Raw genomic sequence first — 23276 nt, 5'->3', positions numbered from 1 at the left:
CGGCGAGTCGGGTGGCGGCGCGGCACCGGGCGGATCGGCGCGCAACGGTGCGGACAGGCGCAGAAATCGCGCTCTCCCGTAGATGCATTTCACGAAATTGAAGTGTGTGATCCGCGCTACACGAAGGCGTTCTGGCCGGTCGCGGCCCGGACCAGGGCGGTCACCGGCCGCGGATCCGGCTCGTTCTCCGGATGCCACTGCACCCCGAGCACGAACCGCCGCCCGGGATCCTCGACCGCCTCCACCACCCCGTCGTCGGCCCACCCGGTCACCCGCAGGCCACCCGGGTCGGCGACCCCCTGGTGGTGGTACGAGTTGACCCGGTCCACCCCGGCCATCACCGCCGCGGCCCGGCTGCCCGCGGCGAACCGGACCGGATGCGACCCGTACACCCCCGGGGCCGGGCGGTGCCGCTCGTGCCCGACCACGTCCGGCAGGTGCTGGTGCAGGGTGCCGCCACACGCGGCGGCGAGCAGCTGCATGCCCCGGCACACGCCGAGCAGCGGCAGGTCGGCCGCCAGCGCGGCGGCCAGCAACGCCAGCTCGCCCGCGTCCCGGTCCGGCCGGGCCTCGGTACGCGGGTCCGGCGGGCGGCCGTACCGCTCCGGGCCGACGTCGGCGCCGCCGGCCAGCAGCAGCCCGTCCAGCACCGCCAGCACGTCCGCGTCCGCGTCGTCCGGGGGCAGCACCACCGCCCGGCCGCCGGCAGCCGTCACCGCCCGCACGTACGCCTGCGGCACCAGTGCCGCCGGCACGTCCCGCCACACCGCCCACCCCGCCGGCTCGACGTACGCGGTGATCCCGATCAGCGGCCGACTCATAGGGGTGTCACGTACGCGCCGGTGATCCCGCCGTCGACCACGAACTGCGCGGCGGTCATGAAGGAGGCGTCGTCGCTGGCCAGGAAGGCCACCGCGGCGGCGATCTCCTCGGGGTTGCCGAACCGGCCCATCGGCACGTGCACGAGCCGGCGCGCGGCCCGCTCCGGATCCTTGGCGAACAGCTCCAGCAGCAGCGGGGTGGCCACCGGGCCGGGGCAGAGCGCGTTGACCCGGATGCCCTCCCGGGCGAACTGCACGCCCAGCTCCCGGGTCATCGCCAGCACCCCGCCCTTGCTCGCGGTGTACGCGATCTGCGACGTCGCCGCCCCCATCAGCGCCACGAACGAGGCGGTGTTGATGATCGAGCCCTTGCCCTGCCGACGCATGTGCGGGATGGCGTACTTGCAGCAGAGGTAGACGCTGGTGGTGTTGACCCGCAGCACCCGCTCCCAGGCGTCCAGCCCGGTCTCCAGGATCGAGTCGTCGTCCGGCGGCGAGATGCCGGCGTTGTTGAACGCCACGTCCACCCGGCCGTGCCGCTCGGCCACCCCGTCGAAGAGCTCGCGCACCGCGCCCTCGTCGGCCACGTCGGTGGCCACGAACTCCCCGCCCACCTCCTCGGCGGCCCGCCGCCCGGCGTCGGCGTCGATGTCGACGCAGACCACCCGCGCCCCCTCGGCGGCGAACCGCCGCACGGTGGCCAGCCCGATCCCGCTGCCCGCGCCCGTCACCACGGCCACCCGGTCCGTCAGTCGACCCTGCACCGCTCTCACTCCTCCGTGCTGATGAAGACGTTCTTGACATCGGTGAACGCGTGCAGCGCGTCCGGACCCAGCTCCCGGCCCAGGCCGGAGCGCTTCATCCCGCCGAACGGGGTCCAGTAGCGCACCGAGGAGTGCGAGTTGACGCTGAGGTTGCCCGACTCGACCGCCCGGGCGACCCGCAGCGCCCGGCCGACGTCGCGGGTCCAGATCGAGCCGGAGAGCCCGTACTCGGTGTCGTTGGCCAGCCGGATCGCGTCCGCCTCGTCGTCGAACGGCAGCACCGAGACCACCGGGCCGAAGACCTCCTCCCGCCAGTGCCGGTCGGCCGGGGAGTCGGCGAGCAGCACCGTCGGGGCGTACCAGAAGCCGGGGCCGTCGGGGCGGGAGCCGGTGAAGGCCACCGTCGCCCCGTCGACGTACCCGGCGACCCGGTCCCGGTGCCCGGCGGAGATCAGCGGACCCATCTCGGCGGTCTCGGCGGCCGGGTCCTCGACCCGGAAGGCGCGTACGGCAGGTTCGAGCAGCTCCAGGAACCGGTCGTACACCGGACGCTGGACCAGGATGCGCGAGCGGGCGCAGCAGTCCTGCCCGGCGTTGTCGAAGACCGCGTACGGCGCGGTGGCCGCCGCCTTCGCCAGGTCGGCGTCGGCGAAGACCAGGTTGGCGGACTTGCCGCCCAGCTCCAGGGTCACCCGCTTCACCTGCTCGGCGCAGCCGGCCATGATCCGGGTGCCGACCTCGGTGGAGCCGGTGAAGCAGACCTTGCGCACGGCCGGGTGGGTGACGAACCGCTCCCCCACCACGCTGCCCCGGCCGGGCAGCACGGTGAACACGTCCTCCGGCAGGCCCGCCTCGCGGGCCAGCTCGGCCAGGCGCAGCGCGGTCAGCGGGGTCAGCTCGGCGGGCTTCAGCACCACCGTGTTGCCGGCGGCGAGGGCGGGGGCGAACCCCCAGGCGGCGATCGGCATCGGGAAGTTCCACGGCACGATCACCCCGACCACGCCGAGCGGCTCGTGGAAGGTCACGTCCAGCCCGCCCGGCACCGGGATCTGCCGCCCGGTCAGCCGCTCCGGCGCGCCCGCGTAGTAGTCGAGCACGTCGCGGACGTTGCCCGCCTCCCAGCGGGCGTTGCCGACGGTGTGCCCGGAGTTGCGCACCTCCAGCTGCGCCAGCTCCTCCCGGTGCGCGTCCACCACGGCGGCGAAGCGCCGCAGCAACCGCCCCCGCTCCCCCGGCGACACGTCCCGCCACCGCTCGTACGCCGCAGCCGCCCGCGCGATCGCCGCGTCCGTCTCCGCGACGGACACCCCCGCGACCTCCCCCAGCACCTCCCCCGTAGCCGGGTTCCGCACCTCAGTCACGCCCCACCCCCTCCACTCCCCTCGCCACTCCCGATCCCCCGCTCCCGGTCCCCCGCGATCTTGCAGTCAGTGCCCCGACAGAAGCCGCTCCTCACCCTCCCCGAGGGCACCAAGTGCAAGATCGCGGAACCGGTCGCGAGGCCAGGGCGGGGGCGGGGGGTCAGAGGCGTTCGAAGCCACGGGTGAGTTCCCAGTCGGTGACGGCGGCGTCGAAGGCGGTGAGCTCGACCTTTGCGTGGTTGGCGTAGTGGGCGACGACCTCGGCGCCGAAGGCGGCCTCGGCCACCGAGGAGTCCTGCCAGAGGGTGAGGGCGTCGCGGAGGGTGGCGGGGACGCGCTCGGACTGCGGGTCGTCGTACGCGTTGCCGGTGCACTCGTCGCCCAGCTCCAGCTCCGATTCGATGCCGTGCACCGCCCCGGCGACCAGGGCGGCGATGGCCAGGTACGGGTTGACGTCCGCGCCGGGCACCCGGTTCTCCACCCGCATGCCCTGGCCGTGGCCGACCAGCCGCAGCGCGCAGGTCCGGTTGTCGGTGCCCCAGCGCAGCGCGGTCGGCGCGAACGAACCGGGCTGGTACCGCTTGTAGGAGTTGATGTTGGGGGCGAACAGCAGGCTGAACTCGCGCATGGTGGCGAGCAGCCCGGCCAGCACCCGCTGCCCGGTCACGCTCAGGTGCGCCGGCCCGTCGCCGAGCATCGCCGACGAGCCGGAGCCGTCGCGCAGCGAGAAGTGGATGTGGCAGGAGTTGCCCTCCCGCGCGTTCGGCTTGGCCATGAAGGTGATCGACATGCCCTCCTGGGCGGCGATCTCCTTCGCCCCGTTCTTGTAGATGACGTGGTGGTCGGCGCAGGCCACCGCCTCGTCGTAGCGGAAGGCGATCTCGTGCTGGCCGAGGTTGCACTCGCCCTTGGCGCTCTCCGGGGTCAGCCCCGCGCCGGCCATCTCGGTGCGGATGCGGCGCAGCAGCGGCTCCACCCGGGCGGTGCCGAGCAGCGAGTAGTCCACGTTGTACTGGTTCGCCGGGGTCAGCTCGCGGTAGCCGCGCCGCCACGCCTCCTCGTACGAGTCGCGGTAGAGCACGAACTCCAGCTCGGTGCCGGCGTACGCGGTCAGCCCGTGCGCGGCCAGCCGGTCGAGCTGCCGGCGCAGGATCTGCCGGGGCGAGGCGATCACCGGGCCGGAGCCGTCCAGCCACTCCAGGTCGGCCAGCAGCAGCGCGCTGCCGGGCTGCCACGGCGTACGGCGCAGCGTGTCCAGGTCGGGGCGCATCGCGAAGTCGCCGTAGCCGCGCTCCCAGCTCGACATCGCGTACCCGTCGACGGTGTTCATGTCGACGTCCACCGCGAGCAGGTAGTTGCAGCCCTCGCTGCCGTTCGCGACCACCTGGTCCAGGAAGAAGGGGGCGTGGAACCGCTTGCCCTGCAGGCGGCCCTGCATGTCGGTCAGCGCGAGCACCACCGTGTCGATCTCGCCCTCGCCGACGGCGACGCGCAACTGTTCCAGCGTGAGCGGAGCTTTCCTCATCGGCGCGCCTCCATCACCAAGGTCTACTGCCAAGACCGGATCACCGTCAATGCCCCCGCCGGGCACCCCGGCAAACCCATCGACGGCCGCCGTCGCGCGCCGGCACCGTGACGGCCCGGGGCGTCGGCCGGACGGCGGGGCGTCAGATCGGCTGGACCCAGGCGGATCGCCACTGCGGGGACGGGTCCTGGCCGAGGCTCGTCCAGTACTCCCGGCCGTCGACGATGGTCCCGTCGCGCACGGTCCAGAACGACGCGACCCGGTGCACGCCCATGGTCTCGTGCGGCACCTCCACCTCGGAGACCACCGTGTCACCGGCGGCCACCACCCGCAGCACCCGGATCGACCAGCCCTCTGGATACTCGGCGTTGATCTTCACGTAGTTGTCCCGGCCGACGATCCGCTCGGCGCTGGCCGGCCACTCCACCACCACGTCGTCGGCGAGCAGCCCACCGACCCCGGCCCAGTCGCGGGCCTGCATCCGGTCCCACAACGCGCGTACGACAGCTTCGGCATCCATCACCGGATGATGGCAGGCCCCACCGACAGTCGGCTCAGCTCAGCGCGGCCGCCTTGCGCAGCAGCACCGACCGCTCCCGCTCGTTGGCGCAGAGCCGGGCCGCCCGCGCCAGCTCGGCGCGCGCCTCGGGTCGCCGGCCGAGCCGGGCCAGCAGTTCCCCGCGTACGGTCGGGACCAGGTGCGAGCCGGGCAGCCGGTCCGCGGCGATCAGCTCGTCCACGATGGCCAGGGCCGGTGCCGGGCCGGTGGCCATGGCCACCGCGACGGCCCGGTTGAGGGTGACCACCGGCGAGGGCGCGACCCGGCCGAGCGCCTCGTAGAGCAGCACGATCCGGGGCCAGTCGGTCGACTCGACCGAGGGCGCCGCGGCGTGGGTGGCGGCGATCGCGGCCTGGATCCCGTACGGGCCGAGGCCGCCCGCCGCGGCCCGGGTCAGGGCGGCCAGCCCGCGACGGATCGCCGCGCCGTCCCACCGCCGTCGGTCCTGCTCGTCGAGGAGGACCGGCGCGCCGTCCGGGGCGGTCCGGGCCGGGAAGCGCGCCGCGGTCAGCTCGCAGAGCGCGAGCAGGCCGTGCACCTCCGGCTCGTCCGGCTGCACCGTGGCCAGGAGGCGGGCCAGCCGGATCGCCTCGGCCGCGAGGTCGGGGCGCAGCAGCCGGTCGCCGGAGGTGGCCGTCGAGCCCTCGGTGAAGATCGCGTGGACGACGCCGAGGACGCCGGCCAGCCGTTCCCGGCGCTCGTCGGCCGCCGGCAGCTCGAACGGCACCCCGGCGGCGGCGATCGCCTTCTTGGCCCGGGTGATGCGGGCCTGCACGGTCGGCACGGACACCAGGAACGCGCGGGCGATCTCCTCGCTGGTCAGGCCACCGACCACCCGCAGGGTCAGCGCCACCCGGGCCGGCGGGGAGAGCACCGGGTGGCAGCTGACGAACATCAACGCCAGCACGTCGTCGCCGATCGGGTCGGGGTCGACGTCCTCGGTGACCGGCGGGTCGACCGCCAGCAGGGCGTACCGGTCGCGCAGGGCGGCCCGGCGGCGGATCGCGTCGATCGCCCGCCGCCGGGCGGTGGCCATCAGCCAGCCGGCCGGATTGGCCGGGGAGGCGCGCGGCCAGGTCACCAACGCCTCGGCCACCGCCTCCTGGGTGGCGTCCTCGGCCAGCCCGACGTCGCCGGTGAACCGGGTCAGCGCCGCGACGATCCGGGCCGACTCGATCCGCCAGACGGCCTCGACGTCGGCGGCGCCCATCAGATCCGGCCGTCGCTCTGGCTCCCGACCCGCTCCGGCACGGTCCGCTCGGCGGCCTGCGGGACCTCGTCGCTCTCGGCCACCCGACGGACCTCGATCATGGACCCGGGGACCGCCGGCATCCGGGTGGCCCACTCGACGGCCTCCTGCTGCGAGGCGACGTCGAGCAGGAAGTAGCCGCCGAACAGCTCCCGGGTCTCCCCGTACGGCCCGTCCGTGACCACCGGGGTCCCGCCGCCGAAGTGGACCACGACGCCCCGGGCCGGATCGTCCAGCCCTTCGGCCGCGAGGAGCACCCCGGCCTGGAGCATCTCCTCGATGAACCGGCCGGTGGCGGCCATCGCTTCGTCGATCGACGCCAGCATGGCCGCGTTCGACTCGTCGGTGCCCCGCATGATCAGCATGTACTTCGACATCGCGTTCTCCTCCTCCGGCGGGGCCACGTCCGGCCCTGCGCACCCACACGTCGAACGAGCGGCGCGCGGATCGACACCGCCCCCGGGAATTCTGCCGACCGGATCGCCCGACGTGGCGGCAGCGGCGCCGGACGGGTCAGGCCGGGTCGTCCACCACCGCCCCGTCCCCGGCGGTGCGCTGCGCCGGCAGGTCGACGGTCCGGCGGGGGCCGGTGAACCACTTCCGGGCCGAGGCGTACCACCAGATCGCCACGCCGAGCAGCACGCCGCCGACGGCGAGCGGCGCGTAGTTCACCGCAGACCAGGAGAACCGGCCGTTGCCGGGCACCCCGGCCGGCACGATCGGCAGCACGAAGTAGACCGAGATGATCGCGATCTCCACCACCGCGATCCAGCCGAGCAGCTTGTAGCGCCAGCCCAGCGTCCACGGGCCGGGGACGAACCGGTCGCCCATCCGCAGCCGCAGGAAGATCGGGATGAGGAAGGACAGGTAGAGCCCGATCACCGCGACGGAGACCACCGCGTAGAAGGCGACCGGTACGCCGGCCTTCTGGTAGAGCGCCGGCAGGGTCAGCACCAGCCCGGCCAGGGTCGCCCCGATGATCGCGTGTCGCGGGGTGCCGTTGCGGTCCACCCGGGACCAGAGCCGCCAGCCGGGCACCGCGCGGTCCCGGCTGAACGCGTACGCCATCCGCGACATCGAGGTCACGCAGCTCATCCCGCAGAAGAACTGGCCGATGGTGGAGATGATGATGACCGCCTTGAAGAAGAACGGGGTCAACGCGGTCTCGAAGATCGCCCCGGAGAAGCCGCCCGCCTTGTTGATCGCGTCCACGTCGGTGGCGGCGAAGAGGAAGGCGAGCAGCAGGATCCAGCCACCCACCGCCGAGTAGAAGATCGACCGCCAGAGCCCCTGGGCGGCGGCCTTGGACGCGCCCCGGGTCTCCTCCGACACGTGCGCGCAGGCGTCGAAGCCGGTGATCGTGTACTGGGTCAGCAGGAAGCCCAGCGGCAGCACGTAGAACCAGAACGTCAGCCCGCCGGTGTCGCCGTCGCCGAAGCCGGAGTTGTCGAACCGCTCGGTGAAGACGAACTGGAAGCTCTGGTGCCGGTCCGGGACCAGCACCAGGATCAGCACCACCGCGGCCGCGCCGGCCACGTGCCACCAGACCGAGACGTTCTGGAGTACGTCGATGACGTGGTGCCCATAGATGTTGATCAGCCCGTGCAGGGCCAGGATCACCACGAACAGCCCGAACGTCTGATGCCCGGTGCCGGCCCAGCCGTCGAAGAGCGCGGACAGCGTCAGGTTGAGGAAGGTGGCGCAGCCGTAGTCGACCGAGGCGGTCACCGCGACCAGCCCGATCAGGTTGAGCCAGCCGGTGAACCAGCCGTGCACCGGCCGGCCCATGGTCGCCGCCCACCAGTAGATCCCGCCCGCCGTCGGGTACGCCGAGACCAGCTCGGCCATGCAGAAGCCGATGATCAGGATGAACAGCGAGATCAGCGGCCAGCCCCAGGAGACGGCCACCGGGCCGCCGTTGTTCCACGCCTGGCCGAACGTGGTGAAGCAGCCGGCCAGGATCGAGATGATCGAGAACGAGATGGCGAAGTTGGAGAAGCCGCTCCACGTACGGTGCAGCTCCTGGTGGTAGCCGAGTTCGGCGAGTCGTCGGGCGTCGTCGTCCATCGGCTGCTCGGCGGTCGGCGCGGGCGTCGTGGCCACTGCACACCTCCTCGAGGTGGTTCCCCGGTACGAGTGCTCGCAGTGTCCGCCCGACGATCAAGGGTGGTCAATACGTCGGGCAGCCGAAATCGCGTTGCCCCGACCGCGCGGCACGGGCATTCTGGTGCCTGTGACCAGGCCCGATCGCGACGGGCCGACACCGGGCGCTCGGCAACGTCCGGTCCCGCGACGGCGCGGGGCGTCCACCTCTCTCTCACTCACGTACGGCGTTCCGCCGTACCCCCGGACGCCCCGCGCCGCCGCCTCCCCGGCTACCGTGCGACGATGCCTGCCCCGCAGCGCCACGTCAGCGGAATCAGCGACAGCAGCCGGTGGGACGGTTTCCCGTTCCGGCCGGACGACATCGTGCTGAGCACCCCGTCCAAGTGCGGCACCACCTGGGCGCAGATGATCTGCGCTCTGTTGATCTTCGGCGGTCCCGAGCTGCCCGCCCCGCTCACCGCCCTCTCCCCCTGGCTGGACATGCGCCTGCGCCCTCTCGACGAGGTGCGGCACGTCCTCGACCGGCAGACCCATCGCCGGTTCATCAAGACCCACACCCCGCTCGACGGCCTGCCCGTCGCGCCTGGCGTTACGTACCTGGTGGTGGGCCGCGACCCGCGCGACGTGGCCGTGTCGATGAGCCACCATCGCGGCAACCTGGACGACGCGGTGATCCGCCGACTGCTCCCGCCCGCCGGACCGGCCCCGGACCGACCCCGCCCGCCCCGCCCGAGCGACCCGCGGCTGCGGGTGTTGCAGTGGCTCGACGAGGACCTCGCAGGGCTGGTCCAACACCTCGCCGACGCCTGGGATCGCCGCCACGACGAGCAGGTGGTGCTGCTGCACTACGCCGACCTCTCCCGCGACCTGGCGGGCCAGATGCGCCGGCTCGCCGGGCGGCTGGGCATCGACGTACCCGAGTGCCGCTGGCCGGACCTGGTCCGGGCGGCGACGTTCAGCGAGATGCGGGGCCGGGCGGACCGGCTCGCGCCGGACGAGGGGCTCGGCCTCTTCGCCGACCCTGACCGCTTCTTCCACAGCGGGACCACCGGGCAGTGGCGGGACCTCCTCACCGCCGCGGACGAGGCCCACTACCAGCGGCGGCTGGCCGCCCTGGCGCCGGCGGAGCTACGGCACTGGCTGCACCACGGCACCGGCGCGAGCTGACCGCAGCCCGTCCCGGCGCGCCGGCACGCCCGGCCCGTCAGACGCCGATCCCACACACCAGGCCCGGCCGCGCGACCTCGACCGGGCCGGCGTACGCCTGCCGCGTGGCGGCCAGCGCCAGGGCGGGATCGGTGCCCGGCCACAGGTGGGTGAGCAGCACTCGCCGTGCCCCGGCCGCGCTCGCGTACCGGCCCACCTCGGCGGCGCTGGACAGGTTGCCCGCGTGCCGGTCCGGCACCGCCACCGGGTAGGTCGCCTCGGCGATCAGCAGGTCCGCGTCGCGGGCCAGGTCGACCAGGTCCGGGCTGGGCCCGGTGTCCCCGGTGTGCGCCAGCACGCCGCCCGGCCCGGTGAACCGGGCCCCGGCGTTCGGCACCCAGTGCGGCAACGACCAGGTCGTCACGGCGAACGGCCCGATCGGGAAGGAGTCGCCCGGCGCGAAGGGCCGCGCCGCGTACGCCGGCTCCACCAGGCCCGGCTCGTCGACGGCGAGCAGGCGGTCCAGGCTGCCGGCCGGCGCGTGCACGGGCAGCGGCGGTCCGGACCGGTCGGCGAGCACCCGGGCGCGCAGCAATGGTTGCAGGTCGGCGCAGTGGTCCGGGTGGCCGTGGCTGACGTAGACGGCGTCCACCCGCGCCGCCGGTATCCGGGCCAGCAGCGGTTGCAGGGTGGCGTAGCCGGGGTCGATCAGCATCCGGAAGCCGTCGTGCTCGACGAGGAACCCGGAGCACGCCTGCTCGGCGGTGGGCCAGGCGCCGAGGCCGCCCAGGACTGTGATCCGCACGCCCCGACCCTAACCGCCGCCGCCGTCGTCCCGCCGCCCTCGTCCCGGCGAGTGCCGGGGTTCAGGCGAAGAGCAGGCCGGCGACCCAGAGCCCGGCGACGACCACCCCGGCCAGGAACTCGACCAGCATGGACAGCCCGGCCGCCTTGACCGCCTGCACGGTGGCCGGCCAGGCGAGCTGGTTGCTGCCCAGCCGCAGCCGCTCGGCGCCCCAGATGCCGCCCACGAAGCCGATCGGCAGACCGACCACCGGGATCACGAAGAAGCCGACCAGGCCGAGCAGGCCCCCGGCGAGCAGCGACGAGGTGGGCACCCCGACGCGCTTGAGGTTGCGCCCCGGCCAGGCGTACTTGACCACCGTGCCGCCGGCCGCGACCACCGTGGCGGCGGCCAGCACCGCCCAGCGGCCCGGGCCGGCCTGGCCGAAGAGCGCCCAGACCAGCACGCCGCCCCAGCAGAGCGGCAGCGCCGGCAGCCCGGGCACCACCACCCCGGCCAGCCCGGCCAGGATCGCCAGCGCGGCGACCACCGAGACCACCGCCTGCGTGTCGCTCAGACTCACCGCGTCTCCTCCTGTGCCTCGCCGCCCGGACCGGCGTTCCCGTCGACCGCGGCGGCGTCGACGACGGGCCCGGGTCGGGCCGCCAGCCGGGCGCGGATGTGCGCGGCGGGCATCGGGGCGCCGAAGAAGCGGCCCTGCCCGGTGTCGCAGCGCAGCGCCCGCAACCGCTCGGCCTGCAACTCGGTCTCCACCGCCTCGGCGGTCACCCAGAGTTCCAGCGCGTGCGCCAACCGGACGAGCGCGTCGACGATCCGCTCGTCGCGGTGGTCGGCGACGTCGGGACCGTCGGCGCGGATGCCCTCCACGAACGGGCCGGCCAGCTTCAGGCTGTGGATCGGCAGCCGGCGCAGGTACGCCAGGTTCGAGTACCCGGTGCCGAAATCGTCGATCGCCAGCCGTACGCCGAGCCCGGCGAGCTGGCGCAGGGAACGCAGCGGCTCCCCGGCGGCGCCCATCACGGCGCTCTCGGTCAGCTCCAGTTGCAGCAGCTCCGCCGGCAGCCCGGTGTGCTGCAACGCCTCGGCCACGGTCTCCACGATCGCCGGGTCGTCGGCCTGCCGGGCGGCCAGGTTGACGCTGACCACCAGCCCGGTCCCCGGGAACGCGCGCCGCCAGCCCTCGGCGTCCCGGCACGCCTGCCGGAGCACCCAGGCGCCGAGCCGGACGATCAGCCCGGTCTCCTCGGCCAGCCCGATGAACCGGTCCGGCCCGATCAGGCCCAGCTCGGGGTGCTGCCAGCGGACCAGCGCCTCCACGGCGGTCATCGACCCGTCGAGCAGCGACACGATCGGCTGGTAGTGCAGCACGAACTCGCCCCGGTCCAGGGCGGCGGGCAGCCCGGCGGCCAGCGCCGACCGGGCGATGTCGGCGGCGCTGCGTTCCGGGTCGTAGACCGCCCAGCGGCCGCGCCCCTCGGCCTTCGCCCAGTAGAGGGTGGTGTCGGCGGCCTTCATCAGCTCGGAGGCGCTGGTCTCCACCGCCGGGCAGTCCACGATGCCGATGCTCGCCGACACGGCCAGCTGCTGGTCGCCGACGTGCACCGGGGCGGAGACCGCGGCCAGCGCCAGCTCGGCCACCTCCACCGCGTCGTCCAGGCCGCCGCCGGAGTCGACCAGGATGACGAACTCGTCGCCGCCCATCCGGGCCACCAGGTGACCCCGACCGGCGACACAGTCGGCCAGCCGGCGGCCGATCACCTTGAGCAGCCGGTCGCCGAGGTCGTGCCCGAGGCTGTCGTTGATCGCCTTGAAGCCGTCCAGGTCGATGAAGCAGAGCCCGATCCGCTGTTCCCGGCCGGCCGCGCCGAAGAGCCGCTCCAGCGTCTCGAAGAACAGGGTCCGGTTGGGCAGCCCGGTGAGCGGGTCGTGCAGCGCCTGGAAGCGCAACCGCTGCTGAAGCTCGTACCGCTCGGTGATGTCCTCGATCATCGCGACGGTGAACCGGGGGCGGCCGTCGTCGTAGCGGATCAGGGAGACGGCGAGGTCGGTCCAGACGACGCTGCCGTCCTTGCGGTGGTACCGCTTCTCCACCCGGGCGCTGTCGTGCTTGCCCTCGATCAGCTCCTGGTAGAGCTCCCACATGCCGGCCGCGTCGTCGGCGTGGAACAGCGCGGCCACGTTGATCTCGTGCAGCTCGTCGGCGGTGTAGCCGAGCATGTCCGCGAAGGACTGGTTGACCTCCAGGATGGTGCCGTCGATGGCAGCGATGCCGATCCCGATGGCGGCGCCGGTGAAGACCGCGCGGAACCGCGCCTCACTGTCCCGCAGGGCCTGCTCGACCGCGTCGCGGGCCTGCCAGGCCGAGCGGGCGATCCGCTCCTGCTGGCTGAAGGTACGGTCGCGCAGCGCCCGGGCGAAGCCGGCGGCCAGCGCCCCCTGCAGCGCGGCGATCCGCTCCTCGGCCTCGGGCAGCTCCGGGTGGGCGGGCACCACCCAGGGCAGGAAGCGGTCACCGAGGGCCTGGACCGACCAGTCCAGCACCCCCGGCTCGGTGAGGTGCGCCTCCACCAGCGCCCGCCCCACGTCCTCCGCCGCCCTGGCGGAGAACGCGGGGGCGAGCAGGACCTGCCCGAGTCGCACCGTGTGCACCAGCAGCAGGCGCTCGGTCTCCGCCGCGCTGAGCGGCACGAATCCGATGCGGCGCACGGCACGGGCCCACTCGGCGGCGTACGCCTGGGCGCCCGGCCGGCTGAAGCCGCCCCCGTCGGGGTCCGGGGCGCGCATGTCGGCTCAGCCGGCGGCTCGGTCGTACCGGGCGACGCCGCCGAACGCCCCGAACCGCTCGGGGTGCTCGTCGACGTCCGACGGGGAGTCGGGTCGCCACAACGGCATGTGCACCACGCCCGGTTCGAGGACGGTCCAGTCGCCGAAGTAGCCGGTGATCTCGGCGCGGGAGCGCAGCGTGATCTCGGTGGCGGTACGCGCCGACAGCCGCTGCGCGTCCAGCATCTCCTGCGGCTGGTCCTCGAAGGTCGAGTGCGAGATGACCAGGAAGCTGCCCGGCGCGGCGGCGGCGCGCAGGGTGGCCAGGATGTCGGCCGGCCGGTCGACGTCGGGGATGAAGTGCACCACCCCGGCGAGCAGGATGCCCACCGGCCGGTCGAAGTCGATCAGGCCGCTGGCCTTCGCCTGGTCCAGGATCAGCTTGGGCTCGCGCAGGTCGCCGTGCACGGCGACGGCCCGGTCGTTGTCGGCGAGGATCTCGCGGCTGTGCGCCACCGCCACCGGGTCGATGTCGACGTAGACGATCCGGGCGGCCGGGTTCGCCGCCTGGGCCACCTCGTGCACGTTGCCGACGGTGGGGATGCCGGAGCCGATGTCCAGGAACTGGTCGATGCCGGCGTCGAGCAGCACCCGTACGGCCCGGCGCAGGAACTCCCGGCCGGAGCGCATGGTGGCGGCCAGGTTCGGGGTCATCGACGCGATCTGCTCGGCGAGCTGCCGGTCGATCTCGAAGTTGTGCGCGCCCCCGAGGAAGTAGTCGTAGACCCGGGCCGCGCTGGGCCGGCTCAGGTCGATCTCGGCGGGAATTCCTTCCGGCGTCGGCATGCTCGGTCCCCCAGGTCGTCACCGCGTACGTGTGGTCCACACCACTCTATGCGCGTACGCCCACCAACGGGAGATCCACTTGTGCCGGTGGGACACCCGGACGGTTCCGTTCGTCGTGCGGGAACCGCCCGGGAGCCACGGGACGGGATCAGGCGGCCGACTCCAGCAGCAGCGAGATGCCCTGCCCGACGCCGACGCACATGGTGGCCAGCGCACGCCGGCCACCCCGGCGGCGCAGCTCCAGCGCGGCGGTCAGCGCCAGCCGGGCACCGCTGGCGCCGAGCGGGTGACCCAGCGCGATCGCCCCGCCGTTCGGGTTGACGTGCTCGGCGTCCTCGGGCAGGCCCAGCTCGCGCAGCACCGCCACGGACTGCGCGGCGAACGCCTCGTTCAGCTCGATCACGTCGAGGTCGGCCAGGCCCAGGCCGTGCCGGTCGAGCAGCTTGCGGGTGGCCGGCACCGGCCCGATCCCCATGATCCGGGGCGGTACGCCGGCCGCCGCCGCGCCGGTCACCCGGGCGAGCGGGGTCAGGCCGTACCGCTCGACGGCCGCCGCGGAGGCGACCAGCAGGGCCACCGCGCCGTCGTTGACGCCGGAGGAGTTGCCGGCGGTCACCGTGCCACCGTCGCGGAACGGGGTGGGCAGCGCGGCGAGCTTCTCCAGGGAGGTCTCCCGGGGGTGCTCGTCGGTCTCCACCAGCTTCGTCTCGCGCCGGCCGGCGGGCACGGTCACCGGCACGATCTCCTCGGCGAACCGGCCGTCCGCCTGCGCCTTGGCGGTGCGCTGCTGGGAGCGGAGCGCGAACTCGTCCTGCGCGACCCGGTCGATGCCGTACTGAGCGGCCACGTTCTCGGCCGTCTCCGGCATCGAGTCGATGCCCCACGCCTTCTGCATCAGCGGGTTGACCAGCCGCCAGCCGATGGTGGTGTCGTACACCTCGGCGGTGCGGGAGAACGGGGTGGTCGCCTTCGGCATGACGAAGGGCGCCCGGCTCATGCTCTCCACCCCGCCGGCCACCACCAGGTCGGCCTCGCCGGCCACGATGGACCGGGCGGCGGTGGCCAGGGCGTCCAGGCCCGAGCCGCAGAGCCGGTTGACCGTGCTGCCGGGGACCTCCTCGGGCAGGCCGGCGAGCAGGGCCGCCATCCGGGCCACGTTGCGGTTGTCCTCACCGGCCTGGTTGGCGCAGCCCAGCAGCACGTCGTCGGTGCGGGCCCAGTCCACCGCCGGGTGGCGGGCGACCAGCTCGCGCAGCACGTGCGCGGCCAGGTCGTCGGGGCGTACCCCGGCGAGGGCGCCGGCGTACCGGCCGATCGGGGTACGGACTCCGGAAACGAGGTAGGCCACGCTCATCGGGCGCACGTCCTTCGGGGGTGGGAAGGGGCTGGCGGCGGGTCGCCCGCCGGGTCACGGGGACGCCCGGCGCCAGGATATCCAGGCCGGCGGCGGATAGGTTGACGGCATGACCCGGGCCCAGTTCAGCGCAGAGACCGCCGGCGGCGGCGAGTTCGTCCGGCAACCCAACCGGTTCACCGGTCGGGTCACCCCGCACTCCACCTCACCGGAGGGCGGCGGCCCGGACGAGGCGGGGCGCTGGCCGCTGGAGGCCGGCCGGTACCGGTTGATCTGGTGCCGGGCCTGCCCGTGGGCGCACCGGGCGCGGATCGTGCGCGGGCTGCTCGGCCTGGACGAGGTGATCTCGCTGGGCACCGTCGACCCGATCCGCGACGAGCGGGGCTGGCGGTTCACCCTCGACCCGGACGGCTTCGACCCGGCGCTGGGCATCGGCTTCCTCTCCGAGGCGTACCTGGCCACCGACCCGGACTACAGCGGCCGGGTGACCGTGCCGGCGCTGGTGGACACGCTGACCGGCCGCGTGGTCACCAACGACTACCCGCAGCTCACCCTGGACCTCTCCACCGAGTGGCGGCGGTTCCACGCCCCGGACGCGCCGGACCTCTACCCGGTCGCGCTGCGCCCGGAGCTGGACGCGCTGATGGCCGAGATCCACCGGGACGTGAACAACGGGGTCTACCGGTGCGGCTTCGCCACCTCGCAGCAGGCGTACGACGAGGCGTACACCGCGCTGTTCGCCCGGCTGGACGCGTTGTCGGAGCGGCTGGCCGGGCAGCGCTACCTGATGGGCGACGCGATCACCGAGGCGGACGTGCGGCTCTTCACCACCCTGGTCCGCTTCGACGTGGCGTACCACGGGCACTTCAAGTGCAACCGGCAGAAGCTGACCGAGCTGCCGGTGCTGTGGGCGTACGCCCGGGACCTGTTCCAGACCCCGGGCTTCGGCGAGACGGTGGACTTCGACCACATCAAGCGGCACTACTACGCCACCCACGAGGCGATCAACCCGACCCGGATCGTGCCGCTGGGCCCGGACACCTCGGGCTGGACCACGCCGCACGGGCGTGGCTGACCTCGCCGTCGTCCGGGCCGCCGCGGCGTCGGCCGCCGCCGGCTGCACGGTGGCCGGGGCGGTCGCCGTGACGGTCGCCGTGGTCGCCGGTCCGGGCCCGGGCCTGACCGGGTACGTCAGCGAGGCCGGGGTCACCGACAGCGGGTACGCCGGGGCGTACCGGATCGGGGTGTTCGCCCTGGCGGCGGCGCTGCTGCTGCTCGCCGCGGCACTGCCCCCGGCGCTGCGCACGGCGGCGGCGCTGCTCGCCACCGGCGGGGTCGCCACGGTGCTCTCCGGGACGGTGACGTGCAGTGCGGGCTGCCCGCTGCCGCCCTTCGAGGCGACCACGGTGGCCGACCTGGTGCACGGCGGCGCGAGCATCGCGGCCACCGCGGCGGTGGTCTTCGCCATGCTGGCGCTGGTCGCCACGCCGGCGGCGGGCCGGGCGCTGCGCCGGGTCGCGGCGCTCGGCGCGGCCCTGGCCCTGCCGCTGGCGGCCGCCGTCGGGCTGGCGATGCTGCTGGTCGGCCGGGGCGCCCTGGTGGGCGTGCTGGAACGCCTGCTGCTGGCGGTCGCGGCCGGCTGGGGCCTGGCCACCGCCGGCACGCTGGGGCTGGCCCGGCGGAATTCTTCCGCACCAGGGCTGTAAGGAGCGTCACCGGGGTCGCTCCTTCCGGCTGGGAGCCGGCTGGGAGTAGCCTCGGCGGGCGATGACCAATGTCTGGCACCTGACCGTGCGCCTGTACGTCGACCTCCGACGGCAGGCCAGCGGCATCTGTCCGGCGCAGCCGCGTTCCTGACCCGCTGCCCCGTTCATCCCTTTCCAGACCTTGGACGCATCCTCATGGCTTCCGCCCTGCGCAAGATTCCCTTCTCCGTGCAGATCCTGCTCGGTCTCGTCCTCGGCGTCGCGCTCGGCTTCGTCGCCCGCGCCAACGACCTCGCCTGGCTGACCAGCACCCTCGACACCGTCGGCGGTCTCTTCGTCCAGCTGCTCAAGCTGGCCGTCCCGCCGCTGGTCTTCGCCGCCATCGTGGTCAGCGTGGTCAGCCTGCGCGGCGTGGCCAACGCGGCCCGGCTGGCCCTCAAGACGCTGCTCTGGTTCGGCATCACCGCGCTGATCGCGGTGAGCATCGGCCTCGGCCTGGGCCTGCTCGTCGACCCGGGCAAGGGCGTCACGCTCGACCTGGCCGGCGCCGCCGCGCCGAAGAAGACCGGTTCCTGGACCGACTTCCTCACCGGCATCGTCCCGACCAACCCGGTCGGCGCGTTCGTCGAGGGCAACGTCCTGCAGATCGTCTTCCTCGCCCTGGTGGTCGGCGCCGCCGCGCTGCTGATCGGCGAGGCCGCCGAGCCGTTCGTGACGTTCAACAAGTCGGTGCTGGCCATCGTGCAGAAGGCCCTCTGGTGGGTCATCCGGCTCGCCCCGATCGGCACCCTCGGCCTGATCGGCAACGCCGTCGCCTCGTACGGCTGGGACCTGCTGGCCCCGCTGGCCAAGTTCACCACCGCCGTCTACGTCGGCTGCGCGATCGTGCTCCTCGTGGTCTACCCGGTGCTGCTGCTGGCCGCCGGCCGGCTCAACCCGCTGCGCTTCTACGCCGGCGCGTGGCCCGCGATCGAGCTGGCCTTCGTCTCCCGCTCGTCGGTGGGCACCATGCCGGTGACCCAGCGCTCGGTCGAGCGGCTCGGCGTCCCCCGCGAGTACGCCTCCTTCGCCGTGCCGTTCGGCGCGACCACGAAGATGGACGGCTGCGCGGCGATCTACCCGGCGCTCGCGGCGATCTTCGTCGCGCAGGTCTTCGGGGTCCAGTTGGGCGTCACCGACTACCTGCTGATCGCCTTCGTCTCGGTGGTCGGCTCGGCGGCGACCGCCGGCCTGACCGGCGCCATCGTGATGCTCACCCTGACCCTGAGCACCCTGGGCCTGCCGCTGGCCGGCGCCGGCCTGCTGCTGGCGATCGACCCGATCCTGGACATGATCCGCACCGCCACCAACGTGGCCGGTCAGGCCGTCGTGCCGACCATCGTGGCGGCCCGCGAGGGCACCCTCGACCGGACCGCGTACGACTCGGCCGGCAACCGTGACCTGGTCGACGCCGAGGAGCCTGACCCGGTCGACGCCGACGAGCCCGAGCGGCTCGCCCCGGTCCCGGCCTGACCTCTCCCCCGGGTGCGTCCCCGGTCGCCGCGGCGGCCGGGGACGCACCCGCTCCCGTCTGCAGGAGGATCACCCCATGAGTGCTCTGTTCACCCCGCTCACCCTGCGCGGCGTCACGCTGCCCAACCGGGTGGCGCTCGCCCCGATGTGCCAGTACAGCGCCGGCCCGGACGGCCTGCCCACCGACTGGCACCACGTCCACCTCGGCTCCCGCGCGGCCGGCGGGGCCGGCCTGGTCATCACCGAGGCCACCGCTGTGGTGCCCGAGGGGCGGATCAGCCCGCAGGACACCGGCCTCTGGTCCGACGCGCACGTGGATGCCTGGCGGCCGATCACCGCCTTCGTCGCCGGGCAGGGCGCGGTGCCGGCGGTCCAGCTGGCGCACGCCGGCTTCAAGGCGTCCACCTACCGGCCCTGGGCGCAGCAGCGCGGCGGGGTGCCCGACACCGAGGGCGGCTGGTCGCCGGTCGGCCCCGGCGACGAGCCGTTCCTGCCCGACTACCGCCGGCCCACCGCGCTCGACGAGGCCGGGATCGCCGGGGTGGTCGAGGCGTTCGCGGTGGCCGCCGGGCGGGCCGTGGCCGCCGGCTTCGCCGCGGTGGAGCTGCACGCCGCGCACGGCTACCTGCTGCACGAGTTCCTCTCCCCGCTGACCAACCACCGCACGGACGGCTACGGCGGCGACCGGGCCGCCCGGATGCGGCTCACCCTGGAGGTGGCCCGCGCGGTCCGCGCCGCGGTCGGCGAGGCGGTGCCGGTGCTGACCCGGATCTCGGCCACCGACTGGGTGGACGGCGGCTGGACCGTCGAGGACAGCGTCGCGCTCGCCGGTGAGCTGGCCGCCGCCGGGGTGGACCTGGTGGACGCCTCCTCGGGCGGGGCCTCGGCCGGGGCGAGCATCCCGGTGGGGCCCGGCTACCAGGTGCCGCTGGCCGCCCGGATCCGCCGCGAGGCGGGCGTGCCGACCGGCGCGGTCGGCCTGATCGTCGAGCCGGAGCAGGCCGAGCAGATCGTCGCCGGCGGCGAGGCCGACCTGGTGCTGCTGGGCCGGGAACTGCTGCGCGACCCGTACTGGCCGCGCCGCGCCGCCGCCAAGCTCGGCGCCGAGCCGTACTGGCCGGAGCAGTACCGCCGCGCCTTCTGACCCTCCCGCGCCGGGCCCGACCGGGCCCGGCGCGGACGTGGGTCAGCCGGCCAGGTGGGACCAGCGGGGTTCCAGGTCCGACCAGGGGCCCTGGGCGGCGACCGTGCCGTCGACCAGGACGACCACGTGGTCGGCGCGGACCAGGGCGGCCCGCTTGGCCGTCGAGCCGACCACGGTCACCCCGTGCTCGCGCAGCGCCGCCCAGAGCGCCAGCTCCGTGGTCACGTCCAGCGCCGACGACACGTCGTCGGCGACCAGCAGCTCGGTACGCGGCGCGAGGGCCCGGGCCAGCGCCAGCCGCTGGAGCTGCCCGCCGGAGAGCCGGGTGCCCTTGTGCCCGATGAGCAGCCCCAGGCCGCCGCCGGCGGCGGCCAGGTCGTGGTCGAGCTGGGCGGTCGACACCGCGTCGGCGGCGTCCACCGGGTGCCCCAGCGCGATGTTGTCGGCGACCGTGCCGGAGAGCACCCGGGGCAGCTGGCCCACGTACCCGACCTGGTTGGGGCGCAGGAACAGCTCCGGCTCGGTCACCGGCTCGTCGTTCCAGCGCAGCGCTCCGGTGTGGTGCACGATGCCGGCCAGCGCCCGCAGCAGCGAGGACTTGCCGGCCCCGACCGGCCCGACCACCAGCACCAGCTGTCCCCGCTCGACGGTCAGGTCGACGTCGCGGACGGCGAGCGTGCCGTCGGTGTGCAGCGCGCCGAACCCGGCGAGCTGCAACCGGCGCAGCGGTCGCCGGGGCGCGGGCACCGGCGCGGGCGAGGTGCCGGCCCCGATGTCCATGCCCGGCACGGTGGCCGAGTAGGCGGCCTCCCCGCACATGGCCACGGTCCGCCGGGTCCACACCCGCGCCGACGGGTACTGCGACACCAGCGACGCGGTGGTCCAGGCGAACCAGCGGGCCGCGCCGAGGGTGGAGACGGCGACCAGCACCCCACCGGCGGAGAGCCCGCCGGCCAGGTAGAGCGCCCACGCGCCGATCGGCAGCAGACCGCTGGCCAGCGACGGGGTGGACCGCGCCCAGACCTGCATGGCGATCTCCCGGCGCTGCCGCTCGCTGCGCACCACGTCCAGCCGGGCCAGGTGGTCCAGCACCGGGCGGGTGGCGCCGGCCAGTTTCACCGTACGGGCCGCCGACAGCGCGGAGACCAGGGCGGTGGCGAACGCGGCCCGCGCCTTCACGGTGCCCCGGGCGGTCCGTTCCAGCCGGGGCGCGAACAGGATCGACACCAGTCCGGAGAGGACCATGGTGCCGACGAAGAACAGCCCCGGCACCACGCTGCCGGTCACCACGACCATGCTGACCAGCAGGAACAGCGCGATGAACTGGTCCATCAGGTTGTCGGCGAGCTGCACCACCCGGTCGGTGTCGCCGCCCTGCGCCACCACCTCGGCCGGGGTGTGCCCGCTGACCCGGCGCGGGCCGGTCTGCCCGTGCACCAGCCGCGCGCTGATCCGCAGCATCTGCCGTACCCACCACTGCGGGAAGCGCACGTTGGTCAGGAAGGGCAGCGGCAGCACCAGCAGCAGCCCGGCGGCGATGCCGAGCGCCGGCAGCCACGGGTCACCGCCGTCGACCACGTCCGCCCAGAGCCAGGGCAGCACCGAGCCGTCCAGCCCGACCAGGATCATGACCAGGAACATGGCCACCGAGGCCAGGCCGTAGCGCGGGTCGTTCAGGCCCAGGCGGAAGATCTCCCGCATGGTCCGCGCGGGCGGGTCGGGCGGCAGCGGCGGCGGGTCGGTCCGGGGTACGGCCACCACCTGCGACGTCGCCGCGTTCCCCGCCGGCTCGCCGTCCCATTCCCGGTCCGCACCGGACGGCAGCTCCCCGCCCGGGGCGGGCAGCAGGTCCACCCCGCCGCGTCCCGCGCCGGCCGGGGCGTACGCGGCGGCCTGGCTGTGCGCCAGCAGCTCGGCGAAGCGGGCCGACTCGCGCAGCGGGCCGGCCTCGACCACCGCACCGTCGGCCATCACCACCACCTCGTCGCAGCGCCGCACCGAACTGAGCCGGTGCGCGATGACGATGCCGATCCGGTCGGTGAGCAGCCGCTCGGTGGCCTGCCGGACCCGGGTCTCGGTGACCGGGTCGAGCCGGGCGGTGGCCTCGTCGAGGATCACCACCCGCGGGTCCCGGACCAGGATCCGGGCGAACGCCACCAGCTGCTCCTGCCCGGCGGAGAGCACGTACCCGCCCTCGCCGAGCCGGGTGTGCACCCCGTCGGGCAGCTCGGCGAGCCAGCCGGTCAGCCCCAGCTCGCCCAGCGCCCGGGTGGCGTCGTCGAGCAGGTCGGGGTCGAAGAGGGCGACGTTCTCGGCGAGCGTGCCGGCGAGGATCTCGGTGCGCTGCGGCACCACGGCGATCCACCGGCGCAGCGCCTCGACGTCCAGGTCGACGAGGTCGGCGTCGCCGAGGAAGACGGTGCCGGCGGGCACCTCCACCGCCCGGGTGAGCACCTTGGCCAGCGTCGACTTGCCGGACCCGGTCCGCCCGACCAGGGCGTACGAGCGGCCCCGGGCGAAGGTGAGCCGGACGTCGCGCAGCGCCGGGCCCCGCTCGGCGTCGGCGGAGACCGGGTAGTGGAAGGTGAGCCCCCGGACGGTCAGGTCACCGTCGGCCGGGTCGGCCCCGCCGGCGGGCTCCTGCCGGGCGTCGGTGAGCAGCTGCACCCGCGCCCAGGCGCCGAGCGCGTACTGCAGGTGCGGCACCCAGCGGGCGATGTGCTCCACGGTCGCGCCGAAGGCGATCGCCAGCAGCCAGATCGCGGTCAGCCGGGTGCCGTCGACCCGGCCGGTGGACAGCGCCCACGCCCCGGCGAGGACCACCCCGGCGATCCCGGCCCGGATCCCGCCGGCGGCGACGGTGGTGACCTTCGCCGACATCAGGAACACCCGCTTGCCCCGGGCCAGCACCTCGGCGGCCCGCCGGGCGTAGAGCCGTAGCACGTACGGCTGGGCGAGGCTGGTCCGCACGTCGTCCTGGCCGTGGACGGCCTCCTCCATCACCGCGGCGAGGTCCGACCAGGCCTCCTCCTCGGCCATCCGGGCCGGGCCGATCCGGGCGGTCGGCCGGCGCAGCAGGACGACGAGCAGCACGGTCAGCAGCACCATGCCGACGCCGGCCGGCCACCACACGACGAGCGCGCTGACCGTGGCCAGGGCACAGACGGCCAGCCCCTGCGCCAGCCGTACGCCGGTGTTGCGCAGCTCGGAGGCGACCTGGTAGACGTCGTTGTCGATCCGGTCGAGCAGCTCGCCGACCGGGGTGGTCTCCAGGGTGGGCAGGTCCTGCCCGAGCGCCACCCGGCAGAGCCGGCGGCGCACGTCGGCCGACCAGTCGGCGGTGAGCCGGGCCATCACCAGCCCGATCACCAGGTCGCTGACCACGGCGGCGACCAGCGCGACGGCGAGCGCCACGAACCAGCCCGCCGAGCGCTGCACCAGCACGGGGCCGGCCAGCGCGGACGCGGCCGCCTGGCCGCCGGCGCCGATGACGACGAGCAGCGCCACGACGGCCATACGGCGGGGCGCGGTGGCCCACAGATCTCGGAGCAGGCGCACGGCGGTTCCTCCGGACTCGGATCGGTGGGGGCGGTGACCCCAGCCTGGCCCGTCCGG

Annotated in this window: 19 protein-coding genes; 5 read left to right on the top strand and 14 right to left on the bottom strand. The window is 74.4% G+C overall.

Annotation, left to right across the window (positions count from 1 at the left end; translation table 11 throughout):
- Positions 1-116 precede the first annotated feature (116 nt).
- The 8 genes from GA0070611_RS29995 to GA0070611_RS29960 form a co-directional block, all read right to left on the bottom strand.
- Positions 117-821, bottom strand: a complete 705-nt coding sequence (locus tag GA0070611_RS29995; RefSeq protein ID WP_091671857.1) for a gamma-glutamyl-gamma-aminobutyrate hydrolase family protein — start codon at positions 819-821, stop codon at positions 117-119.
- Positions 818-1585 carry a 3-oxoacyl-ACP reductase gene (locus tag GA0070611_RS29990; protein WP_091671854.1) on the bottom strand — a complete coding sequence of 256 codons (768 nt, stop codon included), beginning with the start codon at positions 1583-1585 and terminating at the stop codon, positions 818-820. Before GA0070611_RS29990 ends, GA0070611_RS29995 begins: the two co-directional genes overlap by 4 nt.
- A gap of 5 nt (positions 1586-1590) precedes the next feature.
- Entirely contained in the window at positions 1591-2946 is a 1356-nt protein-coding gene (locus GA0070611_RS29985) for an aldehyde dehydrogenase family protein (RefSeq protein ID WP_091671851.1), read from the bottom strand.
- A gap of 160 nt (positions 2947-3106) precedes the next feature.
- Positions 3107-4471 (bottom strand): glutamine synthetase family protein, encoded by a 1365-nt coding sequence (locus GA0070611_RS29980; RefSeq protein ID WP_091671848.1) that lies wholly within the window; start codon positions 4469-4471, stop codon positions 3107-3109.
- Between the two features lie 142 nt (positions 4472-4613).
- Positions 4614-4991 (bottom strand): nuclear transport factor 2 family protein, encoded by a 378-nt coding sequence (locus GA0070611_RS29975; protein ID WP_091671845.1) that lies wholly within the window; start codon positions 4989-4991, stop codon positions 4614-4616.
- 34 nt (positions 4992-5025) lie between these two features.
- A complete protein-coding gene (locus GA0070611_RS29970) occupies positions 5026-6240 on the bottom strand; it encodes an RNA polymerase sigma factor (protein ID WP_091671843.1) in 1215 nt (404 codons plus the stop codon).
- Complete coding sequence (locus GA0070611_RS29965; RefSeq protein WP_091673672.1) at positions 6240-6656, bottom strand: YciI family protein; 417 nt, start codon at positions 6654-6656, stop codon at positions 6240-6242. Before GA0070611_RS29965 ends, GA0070611_RS29970 begins: the two co-directional genes overlap by 1 nt.
- 136 nt (positions 6657-6792) lie before the next feature.
- Positions 6793-8382 carry an amino acid permease gene (locus GA0070611_RS29960; protein WP_091671841.1) on the bottom strand — a complete coding sequence of 530 codons (1590 nt, stop codon included), beginning with the start codon at positions 8380-8382 and terminating at the stop codon, positions 6793-6795.
- Positions 8383-8667: 285 nt separating this feature from the next.
- Here GA0070611_RS29960 and GA0070611_RS29955 point away from each other — a divergent pair, with 285 nt between their 5' ends.
- Positions 8668-9552, top strand: a complete 885-nt coding sequence (locus GA0070611_RS29955; protein ID WP_091671839.1) for a sulfotransferase domain-containing protein — start codon at positions 8668-8670, stop codon at positions 9550-9552.
- 37 nt (positions 9553-9589) lie between these two features.
- Here GA0070611_RS29955 and GA0070611_RS29950 read toward each other — a convergent pair whose 3' ends face one another.
- The 5 genes from GA0070611_RS29950 to pcaF all read right to left on the bottom strand — a co-directional run bounded on the left by GA0070611_RS29950 (position 9590) and on the right by pcaF (position 15299).
- The gene (locus GA0070611_RS29950) at positions 9590-10336 is read right to left on the bottom strand and encodes an MBL fold metallo-hydrolase (protein ID WP_091671837.1); all 747 of its coding nucleotides are present in this window, start codon (positions 10334-10336) and stop codon (positions 9590-9592) included.
- 61 nt (positions 10337-10397) lie between these two features.
- On the bottom strand, positions 10398-10898 hold the full coding sequence (locus GA0070611_RS29945) for a DUF456 domain-containing protein (RefSeq protein WP_091671835.1): 501 nt from the start codon (positions 10896-10898) through the stop codon (positions 10398-10400).
- Positions 10895-13120 (bottom strand): putative bifunctional diguanylate cyclase/phosphodiesterase, encoded by a 2226-nt coding sequence (locus tag GA0070611_RS29940; protein WP_091671833.1) that lies wholly within the window; start codon positions 13118-13120, stop codon positions 10895-10897. The genes GA0070611_RS29945 and GA0070611_RS29940 overlap by 4 nt, the downstream gene beginning before the upstream one ends.
- Positions 13121-13126: 6 nt before the next feature.
- Positions 13127-13945: an SAM-dependent methyltransferase gene (locus tag GA0070611_RS29935; RefSeq protein ID WP_091671830.1), complete on the bottom strand. Its 819-nt coding sequence runs from the start codon at positions 13943-13945 to the stop codon at positions 13127-13129.
- 148 nt (positions 13946-14093) lie between these two features.
- Positions 14094-15299, bottom strand: a complete 1206-nt coding sequence (gene pcaF, locus GA0070611_RS29930; protein WP_091671828.1) for a 3-oxoadipyl-CoA thiolase — start codon at positions 15297-15299, stop codon at positions 14094-14096.
- A gap of 109 nt (positions 15300-15408) precedes the next feature.
- On the opposite strand from pcaF, the gene GA0070611_RS29925 reads away from it, so the two are divergent.
- The 4 genes from GA0070611_RS29925 to GA0070611_RS29910 all read left to right on the top strand — a co-directional run bounded on the left by GA0070611_RS29925 (position 15409) and on the right by GA0070611_RS29910 (position 19661).
- Entirely contained in the window at positions 15409-16374 is a 966-nt protein-coding gene (locus GA0070611_RS29925; RefSeq protein ID WP_091671826.1) for a glutathione S-transferase family protein, read from the top strand.
- Positions 16367-17005, top strand: coding sequence for a DUF998 domain-containing protein (locus tag GA0070611_RS29920; protein ID WP_091671824.1), 639 nt, complete (start codon positions 16367-16369; stop codon positions 17003-17005). Before GA0070611_RS29925 ends, GA0070611_RS29920 begins: the two co-directional genes overlap by 8 nt.
- Positions 17006-17212: 207 nt before the next feature.
- A complete protein-coding gene (locus GA0070611_RS29915) occupies positions 17213-18517 on the top strand; it encodes a dicarboxylate/amino acid:cation symporter (RefSeq protein WP_197676051.1) in 1305 nt (434 codons plus the stop codon).
- A gap of 76 nt (positions 18518-18593) precedes the next feature.
- Complete coding sequence (locus tag GA0070611_RS29910) at positions 18594-19661, top strand: NADH:flavin oxidoreductase/NADH oxidase (protein ID WP_091671820.1); 1068 nt, start codon at positions 18594-18596, stop codon at positions 19659-19661.
- A gap of 42 nt (positions 19662-19703) precedes the next feature.
- Here the strand turns inward: GA0070611_RS29910 and GA0070611_RS29905 are convergent, their stop codons facing one another.
- Entirely contained in the window at positions 19704-23219 is a 3516-nt protein-coding gene (locus GA0070611_RS29905; RefSeq protein ID WP_091671818.1) for an ATP-binding cassette domain-containing protein, read from the bottom strand.
- Positions 23220-23276: the final 57 nt, after the last annotated feature.

This window comes from Micromonospora auratinigra (genome assembly GCF_900089595.1).
Classification (GTDB): domain Bacteria; phylum Actinomycetota; class Actinomycetes; order Mycobacteriales; family Micromonosporaceae; genus Micromonospora; species Micromonospora auratinigra.
The sequence above is the reverse complement of the archived record's forward strand: the minus strand, read 5'-3'. Positions and strand labels throughout refer to the sequence as shown.